Here is a 13,164-nt window from a genome sequence, read left to right on the forward strand (position 1 = left end):
GTGGTTCTGTTGGCTTTTCATCACCAACTGCGATAGCGTTTGGCAAAACAAGGCCAAACGAACGGCCGTCAGGCAAAACAAAGAGCAGGTTCATGGAAGCTGAAACGCTGGCGCTGGCGCAGGAGATCGACTTCTCCATGTGGGGGCTGTTTGCCCGCGCGACCTTTATCGTCAAACTGGTGATGCTGATGCTGGTGGTCGCATCCTTCTGGTCCTGGGCGATCATCATCCAAAAGCTTATCAACTATCGCGCCGCACGCCGCGAGGCGCAGGTGTTTGATGAAAGTTTCTGGTCCGGCAACCCGCTGGATGAATTGTTCGAACAGATTGGCACGCAACCCGATGGCAGCTCTGAAAAGATCTTTGCGGCTGGCATGATCGAATGGCGCAGGTCGCATCGCACCGATGGCGGATTGATTGCGGGGGCGACGGCCCGAATTGACCGGTCGATGGACGTTGCTATCGCTAAAGAGGCCGAGACCCTGAACAAGGGGCTGCCCATCCTTGCAACCGTTGGCTCGACTGCACCCTTTATCGGCCTGTTCGGTACGGTCTGGGGCATCATGAATGCCTTCATCGAGATTGCAGAACAGCAGAACACGAACCTTGCCGTCGTGGCCCCGGGGATCGCCGAAGCTCTGCTGGCCACCGGTCTTGGGCTCTTGGCCGCGATCCCGGCGGTGATCTACTATAACAAGCTGAGCGCGGACAGCGATCGGATCGTAGGCGGCTATGAAGCTTTTGCCGACGAATTCGCGACCATCCTGTCGCGGCAATTGGACAGCTGACATGGGCGCGGTGGTCCAGCAACCCTCGGGCGACAATGGCCGCAGGCGCGGTCGGCGGCGCGGGCGTTCGCGACCGATGTCCGAGATCAATGTGACGCCCTTTGTGGATGTCATGCTGGTGTTGCTGATCATCTTCATGGTCGCTGCGCCGCTGCTGACCGTGGGAGTGCCCGTCGACCTGCCCAAAACCGCGGCCAGTGCGCTGCCCGGCGACAACGAAGAACCGCTGACTATCACCCTGACGGCAGACGGTCGGGTGCAGATTCAGACCACAGACGTGCTGCGCGAAGAGTTGATTGGCAAGTTACGCGCCATTGCCGCAGAACGCAGCAGCGACCGTGTCTTTCTGCGTGCCGATGGCGCGATCCCCTATGCGCAGGTGATGCAGGTCATGGGCGCGTTGAATGCGGGCGGGTTTTCCAATGTGGGCCTGGTGACAGATACCGGCGGCCCAACGCTGGACGATGGGTAAGGGTGAGGCTGCGCGGTGGATACCGGCACCAAAATTTCGGCGATTGCTCATGTGAGTGTGATAGGTTGGGCGTTGTTCGGCGGGACCTTTCGGTCCGAGCCGTTGCCGATGGCTGTCCAGGATGTTTCCGTGATCAGCGCTGAGCAATTTGCTGCGATGACAGCACAGCGCGATGCGCCAGATGTGCCCGTTGAGCCGACTACCCTACAACAGCCGCCGGAACCGACGGAAGAGGCCAATGCACCCGACCAAACGTTGGAAGACCAGCCGCGCCCCGAGCCCGTCACCCCGTCAGAACCCGAGCCAGAGCCAGAGCCTGAAACTCTCGAAGCACCACCAGAGCCCGAAGTGCCCGAGGATGTGCCTGTACTGATCGAACCGGAAGTGGAAACTGCCGCGTTGCCGGTGCCTCCGGGTCCCGAAGCACAGCCGCGCCCGGCCGACCGGGTGGCACCTGAAGCGATTGCCCCACCGCCTCCGGACGCCGAACCTGATGATATTGAAACGCCTCCCGTGTCGCTGGATGAAGGCGCGGAAACGCAACAGGAGCAGCAGGACCAGACAGCCCCCGAAGAGGCCGCCCCGGAAATTGTGACCGAAGCCGAGGAATCGGATGAACAGTCTCCATTGACGTCTCCACGGCCAAGGGTACGGCCCAATAGGCCAGCCCCGGAGCCTGCACCCGACGTGGCCGAGACACCTGAACCAACACCTGATACCCCTGCGCCGAGTGATAACGCGGCCATCAATGATGCCTTGGCCGAAGCGTTGAGCAGTGGAACCGAGCCTACGGGGCCGCCTCTGACCAGTGGAGAAAAGGATGCGATGCGTCTGGCGGTGTCTCGGTGTTGGAACGTCGGGTCGCTATCGACGGATGCCCTGAACACCGTAGTTGTCGTCGGATTCTCTCTGAACCGCGACGGAACCGTTGTAGGGGGCAGTTTGCGCCTTCTGGACAGTACCGGTGGGACGGCTGGTGCCGAAAAACAGGCATATGACGCCGCCCGGCGGGCAATATTGCGCTGCGGAGCGCGAGGATACGAACTGCCTGCTGACAAATACGCGCAGTGGCAGGATATTGAGATTACATTCAATCCCGAGAGGATGCGGATCAAATGATGAAACTTCTGACCAGCCTCTTCGTTGGCCTGACCCTGCTTTCGGCGCCGGTTTACGCTCAGAGCGGGCCACTGCGTCTGGAAATCGACGAAGGCATCATCGAGCCGATGCCATTTGCGGTTCCCAACTTCGTGCCGGACGGTCCGGCGGCGGCGCAATACGCCAACGATCTCTCTCGTGTTGTTGCGGCGGATCTGACGGGAACGGGGTTGTTCCGCGAAATCTCTGCCGACGCGTTCATCAGCCGGGTCAGCAGCTTTGACGCCCCGGTGCAGTTTGCCGATTGGAAGGCGATCAATGCACAGGCGTTGGTGACCGGCGCTGTGAACGTCTCGGGCAAGCGCCTGACAGTTCGGTTTCGGGTTTGGGACGTGTTCTCAGGCCAGGAATTGGGCAATGGCCTGCAATTGGCCGGTACAACCGATGGCTGGCGACGTATGGCGCATAAAGTCGCCGATCAGGTGTACAGCCGGATCACCGGCGAGGGCGGATATTTCGACAGCCGCGTCGCCTTTGTCTCCGAAAGCGGCCCCAAGGATCAGCGTCTGAAACGTCTGGCCATCATGGATTACGATGGCGCAAATGTGCAGTATCTGACCGACAGTTCAGCCATTGTACTGGCTCCGCGCTTTTCGCCGTCCGGGGACCGACTACTGTACACAAGCTACGAAACGGGCCGACCGCAGATTTACGTGCTCGATGTCGCCAGTGTCAGGCGGCAGGAGTTGAAAACGCAGGAAGGCACGATGAGCTTTTCGCCCCGGTTCTCTCCGAATGGTCAATCCATCGTCTATTCGCTGTCGCAGGGTGGGAACACGGATCTGTGGCGGATGGATCTGGCCTCGGGTCAAAGCACAAGGCTGACAAATACGCCTGCCATTGAAACCGCGCCCAGTTATTCGCCGGATGGCAGCCGCATTGTATTTGAAAGCGACCGCTCGGGCACACCGCAACTCTATGTCATGCCGTCGGGCGGCGGGGAACCAACCCGCATGAGCTTTGGTCAAGGTCGATATGGCACACCGGTCTGGTCCCCTCGTGGCGATCTGATTGCTTTCACCAAGCAGAACAAAGGTCGGTTCCATATTGGTGTGATGCGCACGGACGGCAGCGAAGAGCGACTGTTGACGTCGTCGTTCCTGGACGAAGGGCCGACATGGTCCCCGAATGGGCGTGTCATCATGTTCACACGCGAAACGCAGGGAGCCAGTGGACGATCAACATTGTATTCCGTGGATATTTCGGGGCGCAATCTGCGGCCGGTGCGAACCCCGGACGGCGGCAGCGACCCGTCCTGGGGGCCACTGCAAAATTGATCGCAACCACCATGCGGCAAAGTTCACAAGAAACGGCTGCTGTGGTAGACAGGCGGCAATAATCAAAACACGAGGCACTTGAAATGAACGTATTGAGCAAAATCCTGGCGGTGGGCGCGATGAGCGTGGTTGCTGCCTGTGCAAACAACGATCCTTCGGCATTGGGTGGCGGTGGCCCGGGCGGCAGCGGCGCACTTGTGCCGGGCTCTCCGAGCGATCCGCGCTCCCCCGCTTATTTCCAGCAAACCGTTGGTGACAGGGTTCTGTTTGCGGTGGACCAGTCCACACTGTCCCCGCAGGCCCAGACGATCCTGCAGGGGCAGGCCGACTGGTTGATGGCAAATCCCGACTTCGTAGCGACGATTGAGGGGCACGCGGATGAGCAGGGAACGCGAGAATACAACCTCGCGCTTGGTGAACGGCGTGCAAATGCGGCACGGGAATACCTGATCTCGCGCGGGGTTGCAGGCAACCGGCTGCAAACGGTCACTTATGGCAAAGAACGCCCGATCGAGATTTGCAGCACCGAGGAATGTTATTCCAAAAACCGGCGCGCAGTGACGGTGCTGACCGGTTCAACCTTGGGGTAAGACGATGAGACTTGCAGGATGGGTTTTGGCGGCGGTTGTGGCGACGGCTGGCATAGCACAAGCACAGGATCAACAAACGCTGGCGGATATCCGGCAGGAGCTGACGGTTCTGCATGTGGAGATACAGCGCCTGAAGCGTGAGTTTTCCACCACCGGCTCGCCGGCACCAAATCTGTCCGGCAGTTCAGTACTTGAACGTGTAGATGCGATTGAGGCGGAGTTGCAGCGCCTGACCCGCCAGACCGAGCAACTGAACCAGCGTGTGCAGAATATCGTGACCGACGGGACAAACCGGATCGGGGATCTTGAGTTCCGCTTGGTTGAGCTTGAGGGGGGCGATCTGTCGACGCTGGGCGAAACTTCGACGTTGGGAGGCGAGGATCAGTCCACGGCCGCAGTACTACCTGCACCCGCGCAGCCTTCCCCCTCGGATCAGGGTGAATTGGCTGTTGGCGAACGCGCCGATTTCGACTCTGCCTCTCAGGCATTAACGGATGGCGATTTCCAAACGGCTGCCAATATGTTCGCGCAGTTTGACACATCTTACCCCGGTAGCCCTCTTGCGCCCGAAGCGCATCTGAAACGGGGTCAGGCGCTGGAAGGGCTGGGCGACACGCGGGAGGCGGCACGCGCCTTCTTGGCCAGCTTTACCGGCGATTCCGAAGGCACCTTCGCACCGGAGGCTCTGTTCGAACTGGGCGCGGCGCTGGGACGCTTGGGCCAGACCGATCAGGCCTGCATCACTCTGGGCGAGGTTGGCGTACGGTTTCCGGCGTCTGCCACCGTGTCTGACGCCACGCAGGAAATGGCGTCTCTGGGGTGTTCTTGATCCGGAACGCCGACACTTTACGAACTGAACTGCGCGCAAACCTGCCCAAAAAATTGCCGGGCAGGTTGGGCGTTGCAGTATCCGGCGGTGGGGACTCTATCGCCTTGATGCAACTATTGAACGGAATTGCGCGGGACGAAGGTGTTGTTCTATCCGTCGCCACGGTCGATCACGGCCTACGATCCGAAGCGGCGGAGGAGGCGGACGTTGTAGCAAATCAGGCTGCACGTCTGGGACTTGCGCATGAAACCTTGCGATGGGAAGGCTGGGATGGTCGTGGGAACCTGCAGGATCAAGCCCGCAGGGCGCGCTATGAGTTGCTCGCATCCTGGGCACACGGCAATGATATCAGCGCGATTGCCTTGGGTCATACCGCCGATGATCAGGCGGAAACGTTTTTGATGAGATTGGGCCGGGCGGCGGGTGTAACCGGCTTGTCGGCCATGCCGAAAACCCGAAACGCACACGGCATTCAGATGCTCCGCCCGATGTTGGGGATCACCCGGCGGAGGCTGCGTGAATACCTGACCGAAATCGGGGCGAGTTGGATCGAAGACCCATCGAATCAGGACTGTCGTTTTGATCGGATCAAGGCGCGCAAGGCTCTGCCGGGCCTTGAAAAGCTTGGAATCACGTCCGAAACGCTGTCCCGCGTGGCTGAAAACATGTCACAAGCGCATGAGGCATTATCGCGCTATGCGCAGGATTCCGCCCGACGTGTCGCGAAGGCAGAGGCAGGGAGTGTCATCGTCGACCGTGCCGCGTTTTCCGCTTTGCCCAGCGAAATCCAGCGCCGGATTGTGGTGGGCATCGTTTCGTGGATCGCGGGGCGGGGATATCCGCCGCGCCAATCGTCGGTTGACCGGGCGTTGGCCGCCTTGCCTGGGGGACAAGCGGGCGCGATCAACGGCTGCCTGCTGCTGCCCGAGGGCGATAAGGCATGGATTTGCAGGGAGTTTAAGGCGGTCGAGGGTCTGTCCGCCCCGGTAGGGGAAGTTTGGGACGGAAGGTGGATCATCACCGGTCCGGACACACCGGGGGCTGAGATTCGGGCGCTGGGTGAGACTGGATTACAGGCTGTGCCGGACTGGCGCGCGACAGGTCGACCGCGCCTCGCTTTGAGTTCTTCACCGGCCGTTTGGCAGGGGGACCAGCTGCTCGCAGCACCGGTTGCAGGCTATCCAAATGGCTGGACCGCCGAACTAACCCCTGAATGGCCCGAGTTTTACACATCGTTTTTATCGCATTGAACCTGCCACAATCCTCTCTATTTTAAGGAGTAACCCGGCAGCACCCCATCTGCCGCAATCTTTTGGGAGATTTTCCTTGGGCAACGCTCGCAATATAGCATTCTGGGTCGTTCTGTTTCTGCTGATCCTTGCACTGTTCAACCTGTTCAGCGGACCGGGCGGAACGCTTCAGAGCAACGAAAGAACATATTCGGACTTTGTCAGCGCCGTACAGAGCGGTGAAGTCAAGAATGTCACCCTGGATGGCGAACAGATACGTTACACCACCGAAAGCGGCGGCACCTATGTCACAATCAAGCCGGGCGATGCCGAGGTGACCAAGCTTCTGATCGATGAAAACATTCCGGTGCGTGCTGAGAAACAGCAGCAATCCGGCTTCCAGTCTTTTCTGATCACGCTACTGCCCTTCCTTCTCTTGATCGGGGTTTGGGTCTATTTCATGAACCGGATGCAGGGCGGCGGCAAAGGCGGCGCAATGGGCTTTGGTAAGTCCAAGGCCAAGATGCTGACTGAAAAGCATGGCCGGGTAACCTTTGATGATGTCGCGGGCATCGATGAGGCCAAGGAAGAGTTGGAAGAGATCGTGGAATTTCTGCGCAACCCGCAGAAATTCTCGCGCCTCGGCGGCAAGATCCCCAAGGGTGCGCTGCTCGTGGGCCCTCCCGGAACCGGTAAGACACTGCTGGCCCGCGCGATTGCGGGTGAGGCCGGTGTGCCGTTCTTCACCATCTCAGGGTCCGATTTTGTTGAAATGTTCGTGGGTGTTGGTGCGTCCCGTGTCCGCGACATGTTCGAACAGGCCAAGAAAAACGCGCCGTGTATCGTTTTCATCGACGAGATCGACGCCGTTGGTCGCCACCGTGGCGCCGGCTATGGCGGCGGTAACGATGAACGCGAACAGACCCTCAACCAGTTGCTGGTCGAGATGGACGGGTTCGAGGCCAATGAAGGCGTGATCATTCTGGCCGCGACGAACCGCAAGGACGTCTTGGACCCGGCTCTGCTGCGTCCGGGCCGTTTCGACCGGAACGTGACTGTTGGGAACCCCGATATCAAAGGCCGTGAGAAGATCTTGGGCGTGCATGCGCGTAAGACACCTTTGGGCCCCGACGTCGATCTGCGGATCATCGCGCGGGGTACTCCGGGCTTTTCAGGTGCCGATCTGGCAAACCTTGTGAACGAGGCCGCCTTGATGGCTGCTCGCGTGGGTCGTCGCTTTGTCACCATGGAGGATTTCGAGAACGCCAAAGACAAGGTGATGATGGGGGCCGAGCGCCGCTCGATGGTGTTGACCCAGGATCAGAAGGAAAAGACGGCCTATCACGAAGCTGGCCACGCTGTGGTTGGGCTGGAACTGCCGCTGTGCGATCCGGTTTACAAGGCGACGATCATCCCGCGCGGTGGTGCGCTGGGTATGGTTGTCTCGCTGCCAGAAATGGATCGCCTTAACTATCACCGGGACGAGTGTGAGCAAAAGCTGGCGATGACCATGGCCGGTAAGGCTGCCGAGGTGATCAAGTACGGCGAGGATCACGTCTCGAACGGCCCGGCAGGGGACATCATGCAGGCCAGCCAATTGGCGCGTGCGATGGTGATGCGCTGGGGGATGTCAGACAAGGTCGGCAATATCGACTATGCGGAAGCGCATGAGGGATATCAGGGCAACACCGCAGGGTTCTCGGTGTCCGCCCATACCAAAGAGCTCATCGAGGAAGAGGTCAAACGCCTCATTCAGCAAGGTTATAAACGGGCGCACAAGATTTTGAGCGACAAAAGCGAAGAATGGGAGCGTCTGGCACAAGGCCTGTTGGAATACGAAACCCTGACGGGCGACGAGATCAAGCGCGTCATGAACGGCGAATCGCCGGGCGAGGGGGACGACGAAGGCGACACGCCGGATCAGGGCAGCGCCCCAAGCGTCACCGCCATTCCAAAAACCAAGGCAAAGAAATCGCCGCCCGAGGGCGGGATGGAGCCGGAGCCAACGGCGTAACGAAACAGACCCGGGCCTGCCCCGGGTCTTTTCATTTTGGCCTTTCGTTTGAGTGCGATAGCCCAATATGATCCGGTTGAAATGGGATCAGGAACGAGGTTCACATGCCGGTGCTCAGGGAAACAGAATTTGCCGCTGAAGTGATCTGGCTGGGCCACGTGCCCGCAGATACAACGATCCGGGCGCAGCCTGTCGACACATTGAACCTTGGCTTCTCCGGGGACATTGGAGCGCGGCATGAGGGCGTCAACCGAGCGTCCTGCGTCCGGGTCAAAAATCTGTATCCGGAAGGGACCGAGATACGGAATGTGCGACAGTTGACGGTGCTGTCCCAAGAAGAGCTGTCCGCAATTGCCGATGACATGAGGCTTGATCAGTTGGACCCATCCCATCTTGGGGCGTCGATTGTCTTGCGCGGCATTCCGGATTTTACCCATATCCCTCCGTCATCGCGCCTGCAGGCAGAGGATGGGCTCACCTTGACGGTGGACATGGAAAACCGGCCCTGCGTGCTGCCGGGACGCGAAATTGAGGCGGATCAGCCTGGCCATGGCGCAGCCTTTAAACCCGCAGCTCGCGGACGTCGCGGTGTGACAGCCTGGGTAGAGCGGCCGGGTCATTTGAACCTGGGCGATAAGATGAAGCTGTTTGTGCCGGATCAACGCAGTTGGGCGCCTTAAGACGCGGCTGTTTCCGATTTGAAACCGCCGAAGTGACGTTGCGACGTTTCGCGGCAAGATTATGTCGGAATTCACATTCACGCTGGTTGTGCACAACGGTATGGATTGCACAGCGCCGACCTGTCGCGTCGGTTTTGCACGGCATAACATTAGGGGCCCCGCTCAATGAGCTATAAATCCGACATCGAAATCGCCCGCGAGGCGAACAAAAAGCCGATCCAGGACATCGGTGCCAAGCTGGGGATCTCCAGCGACGACCTGCTGCCTTATGGTCACGACAAAGCGAAGGTCAGCCAGGACTTCATTAATTCTGTTCAGGACCGGGAAGATGGCAAGCTGATCCTGGTGACCGCGATCAACCCAACCCCGGCGGGCGAAGGCAAGACGACCACGACCGTGGGTCTGGGTGACGGCCTGAACCGGATCGGCAAAAACGCGATGATCTGTATCCGCGAGGCGTCGCTTGGGCCGAACTTCGGCATGAAGGGCGGCGCTGCAGGTGGCGGCTACGCGCAGGTTGTTCCGATGGAAGAAATGAACCTGCACTTCACAGGTGACTTCCACGCGATCACTTCAGCGCACTCGCTGCTGTCGGCGATGATCGACAACCACATCTACTGGGGCAACGAAGCCGAGATCGACACCCGCCGCGTTGCGTGGCGTCGTGTGGTCGACATGAACGACCGCGCCCTGCGTCAGATCACGGCGTCGCTGGGCGGTGTGTCGAACGGCTTCCCGCGCGAGGCTGGCTTTGACATCACCGTGGCCTCGGAAGTGATGGCGATCCTGTGCCTGGCCAACGACCTGAAAGATCTGGAAAAGCGTCTGGGCGACATCATCGTTGCTTACCGACGCGACAAGACCCCGGTTTACTGCCGCGACATCAAGGCCGAAGGCGCGATGACCGTGCTTCTGAAGGACGCGATGCAGCCGAACCTGGTTCAGACGCTGGAAAACAACCCGGCCTTTGTCCACGGCGGCCCGTTCGCGAATATCGCGCATGGCTGTAACTCGGTCATCGCGACCAAGACCGCTCTGAAAGTGGCCGACTATGTCGTGACCGAGGCTGGCTTTGGCGCCGATCTGGGGGCCGAGAAGTTCATGAACATCAAGTGCCGCAAGGCGGGCATCGCCCCGTCGGCTGTTGTGCTGGTTGCAACCGTGCGCGCGATGAAGATGAACGGCGGCGTGGCCAAGGCTGATCTGGGTGCGGAGAACGTCGATGCCGTACAGGCTGGTTGTGCCAACCTGGGCCGTCACATCGAGAACGTGAAATCCTTCGGCGTGCCGGTTGTCGTAGCCATCAACCACTTTGTCACCGATACCGATGCCGAAGTGCAGGCCGTGAAAGACTACTGCGGTGATCACGGGGTCGAGGCGGTTCTGTCGCGTCACTGGGAACTGGGCTCGGAAGGCTCGGCGCCTCTGGCTGAGAAAGTTGTTGAAATCGTTGAAGGTGGAACTGCGAACTTCGCGCCGATCTACCCCGACGATATGCCTTTGTTCGAAAAAGTCGAAACCATCGCCAAGCGCATCTACCGCGCGGACGAGGTTCTGGCAGACAATAAGATCCGCAACCAGTTGCGCGAGTGGGAAGAAGCGGGCTACGGCAACCTGCCGGTCTGCATGGCGAAAACCCAGTACTCGTTCTCGACCGACCCGACCCTACGTGGCGCACCCACCGGCCATTCGGTTCCGGTGCGTGAGGTTCGTCTGTCGGCTGGTGCCGGGTTCATTGTGGTTGTCTGCGGTGAGATCATGACCATGCCTGGCCTGCCGCGCAAACCTGCCGCCGAAACCATCTGCCTTAACGACGCAGGTGAGATCGAGGGCTTGTTCTAAGCGCTTGAATGATACATCTCGTGGTCTGGGGAAATCCCCGGGCCATGAGGAGAGAAACATGCCCACTCTGATACCGCCGCAAGACTGTCGCTCGATGCGCGAATTGCGGCCTCAGATCGACAAGCTGGACCGTCAATTGATCGAATTGTTGGTAACGCGCGCGGGCTATATCGACCGCGCGTCTCAGCTGAAACCCGGCGAGGGGCTGCCTGCCCGTATCCCGGATCGTGTCGAAGAGGTGGTGCAGCGCGTGCGCAAGAGCTCGGATGAATTGGGCATGGATCCCGATCTTGCAGAAAAGCTCTGGCGCATTTTGATTGACTGGTCGATTGCGCGTGAAGAGCGTGTGCTCGGCGCTGACTAGAGCGAAGAGGCGCCTTGTGCGCCCGATCCGTTTTGGAAGAGGGGATTGAAGAATGGTAGCCCAGGTTATTGACGGTAAAGCCTTTGCCGCAAAAGTACGTGCACAGGTGGCCGATCAGGTCGCAAAGCTGAAGGAAGAAAACGGGATCACACCCGGCCTGGCCGTGGTGCTGGTGGGCGAGGATCCGGCCAGCCAGGTCTATGTGCGTTCAAAAGGCAAGCAGACCGTCGAGGTCGGCATGAACTCATATGAGCACAAATTGGATGTGGACACCTCGGAAGAGGATTTGCTGGCCCTGATTGACAAGTTGAACAATGATCCGGCAGTTCATGGCATTCTGGTACAGCTGCCATTGCCCAAGCATCTGAACGAAGATTTGGTGATCAACTCAATCGATCCGGCCAAGGATGTGGATGGGTTCCACATCTCGAATGTGGGTCTGCTGGGCACCGGTCAAAAGTCGATGGTGCCCTGCACACCACTGGGCTGCTTGATGATGTTGCGCGACTACCATGGCTCATTGTCGGGCATGGACGCGGTTGTCATTGGCCGCTCCAACATTGTGGGCAAGCCGATGGCGCAGTTGCTGCTGGGTGACAGTTGTACGGTAACGATCGCACATTCGCGCACCAAAGACCTGCCAGACGTCGTGCGCCGTGCTGATATCGTTGTCGCCGCTGTTGGTCGTCCTGAAATGGTTCCGGGTGACTGGATCAAGGACGGCGCAACGGTCATTGACGTGGGCATCAACCGGATTGAGCGGGACGGTAAGAACAAGCTGGTCGGTGACGTAGACTACGCCAGTGCCTCCGAACGCGCGGGCGCCATCACCCCCGTCCCCGGCGGGGTCGGCCCCATGACCATTGCATGTCTGCTGGCCAACACACTGACAGCATGTTGTCGCGCAAACAGGTTGCCCGAACCTGAAGGCCTGACAGCCTGAGACCGTTTCGCCGGATCGGATAGGGGCCCGGTCCCAGTTTCATACAGACTGAAGTCAGGAGGGATGCGGGCGGTTCTGTGGCGCGTTGCGCGTCACAACATTTTACATCAAATTCATTTGACTGTCCGAAAAATACTGATAAGCCTCTGTTTCCAGACAGTTAAGTTGAAGGGTGTTGAGCGCCTGAGGCTGTTTGTCCGAGCCTTTGGGGGGGCTTGTAACTAGCGGTATGACATCGAAGCAGAGCCTGATACGAAACGTATGTACCCCTCGGAGAGTGGTTTCGGGATTGGTTTTCCTGCCATTGCTGGCCTACGCATTTCCGCCTTTCATGGTTTCGGATCTCCCCTTTTTTCTTCGCCTGATGTTCTGGACGGGTGTCATGGTCATTGCCCTATGCGTGACCTGGATGGCGCGGCGTTTGGTCAATGGTCGGCTTTTGCTGACGAAGCTACCTGTCCGGGATCTTGCATTTGCAGCCTTGATTCTTGCCCTTTTCACACCGTGCCTGTGGGTGCTGGCTTGGGCTCTGTTCTCGGTCGGGGGCCATGAGACTCCTGCTTTGCTGACCGCTGCGAACTATGGTGCAATATTCTCCGCCGGTCTGGTTCTGGTCCTGCGCGGCGACAGCGAGCCATCGCCCGCTGTTCACGGAAAATCGGAACAGCCCCGCCTTGTAAGGCGGTTGCCTCAGGATTTTCAGGGGTTGATTTATCGATTGACCGTCCGCGACCACAATGTCGATGTTGTGACGTCACAGGGCACGTTCACGATCCGGTCACGGTTCACAGATGCCATCAACGACATGGAACCCGTAGCGGGTCATTGTTCCCACCGGTCTCACTGGGTCACGGACGCCTCAATTGTTCGCGCCGAAAAGTCAGATGGCAAAACCTGGCTGCGTCTTGTAAATGGTGATCTTGTGCCGGTCAGCCGCAAATACAGGCCAAAGCTGGAAGAGGATGGCCTGATCTAAGA

The 13,164-nt window shown here is 59.2% G+C and carries 13 protein-coding genes; all 13 read left to right on the forward strand.

Going from position 1 to position 13,164, the window contains the following annotated elements; translation table 11 throughout:
- Positions 1 to 92: 92 nt before the first annotated feature.
- The 13 genes from tolQ to ACR3ES_RS10160 all read left to right on the forward strand — a co-directional run bounded on the left by tolQ (position 93) and on the right by ACR3ES_RS10160 (position 13,162).
- Entirely contained in the window at positions 93 to 788 is a 696-nt protein-coding gene (gene tolQ / locus ACR3ES_RS10100) for a protein TolQ (RefSeq protein ID WP_170431975.1), read from the forward strand.
- Between the two features lies 1 nt (position 789).
- Complete coding sequence (gene tolR, locus ACR3ES_RS10105; protein ID WP_170431978.1) at positions 790 to 1,260, forward strand: protein TolR; 471 nt, start codon at positions 790 to 792, stop codon at positions 1,258 to 1,260.
- Between the two features lie 15 nt (positions 1,261 to 1,275).
- Complete coding sequence (locus ACR3ES_RS10110) at positions 1,276 to 2,379, forward strand: energy transducer TonB (RefSeq protein ID WP_170431981.1); 1,104 nt, start codon at positions 1,276 to 1,278, stop codon at positions 2,377 to 2,379.
- Positions 2,376 to 3,695 carry a Tol-Pal system beta propeller repeat protein TolB gene (gene tolB, locus ACR3ES_RS10115; protein WP_170431984.1) on the forward strand — a complete coding sequence of 440 codons (1,320 nt, stop codon included), beginning with the start codon at positions 2,376 to 2,378 and terminating at the stop codon, positions 3,693 to 3,695. Before ACR3ES_RS10110 ends, tolB begins: the two co-directional genes overlap by 4 nt.
- A gap of 83 nt (positions 3,696 to 3,778) precedes the next feature.
- A complete protein-coding gene (pal, locus tag ACR3ES_RS10120) occupies positions 3,779 to 4,285 on the forward strand; it encodes a peptidoglycan-associated lipoprotein Pal (RefSeq protein ID WP_170431988.1) in 507 nt (168 codons plus the stop codon).
- Positions 4,286 to 4,289: 4 nt separating this feature from the next.
- On the forward strand, positions 4,290 to 5,114 hold the full coding sequence (gene ybgF, locus ACR3ES_RS10125; RefSeq protein ID WP_170431991.1) for a tol-pal system protein YbgF: 825 nt from the start codon (positions 4,290 to 4,292) through the stop codon (positions 5,112 to 5,114).
- A complete protein-coding gene (tilS, locus tag ACR3ES_RS10130) occupies positions 5,105 to 6,364 on the forward strand; it encodes a tRNA lysidine(34) synthetase TilS (RefSeq protein WP_480425292.1) in 1,260 nt (419 codons plus the stop codon). The genes ybgF and tilS overlap by 10 nt, the downstream gene beginning before the upstream one ends.
- Positions 6,365 to 6,440: 76 nt before the next feature.
- Positions 6,441 to 8,357, forward strand: a complete 1,917-nt coding sequence (gene ftsH, locus ACR3ES_RS10135; RefSeq protein ID WP_170431997.1) for an ATP-dependent zinc metalloprotease FtsH — start codon at positions 6,441 to 6,443, stop codon at positions 8,355 to 8,357.
- Between the two features lie 104 nt (positions 8,358 to 8,461).
- The gene (locus ACR3ES_RS10140; RefSeq protein ID WP_170432000.1) at positions 8,462 to 9,037 is read left to right on the forward strand and encodes an MOSC domain-containing protein; all 576 of its coding nucleotides are present in this window, start codon (positions 8,462 to 8,464) and stop codon (positions 9,035 to 9,037) included.
- A 165-nt stretch (positions 9,038 to 9,202) separates the two neighbouring features.
- Positions 9,203 to 10,879, forward strand: coding sequence for a formate--tetrahydrofolate ligase (locus tag ACR3ES_RS10145; RefSeq protein WP_170432003.1), 1,677 nt, complete (start codon positions 9,203 to 9,205; stop codon positions 10,877 to 10,879).
- 58 nt (positions 10,880 to 10,937) lie between these two features.
- On the forward strand, positions 10,938 to 11,243 hold the full coding sequence (locus ACR3ES_RS10150) for a chorismate mutase (protein WP_170432006.1): 306 nt from the start codon (positions 10,938 to 10,940) through the stop codon (positions 11,241 to 11,243).
- A gap of 52 nt (positions 11,244 to 11,295) precedes the next feature.
- On the forward strand, positions 11,296 to 12,186 hold the full coding sequence (gene folD / locus ACR3ES_RS10155; protein WP_170432009.1) for a bifunctional methylenetetrahydrofolate dehydrogenase/methenyltetrahydrofolate cyclohydrolase FolD: 891 nt from the start codon (positions 11,296 to 11,298) through the stop codon (positions 12,184 to 12,186).
- 331 nt (positions 12,187 to 12,517) lie between these two features.
- On the forward strand, positions 12,518 to 13,162 hold the full coding sequence (locus ACR3ES_RS10160) for a LytTR family DNA-binding domain-containing protein (RefSeq protein ID WP_480493386.1): 645 nt from the start codon (positions 12,518 to 12,520) through the stop codon (positions 13,160 to 13,162).
- Positions 13,163 to 13,164 lie beyond the last annotated feature (2 nt).

It is taken from the genome of Ruegeria sp. B1 (genome assembly GCF_056535885.1).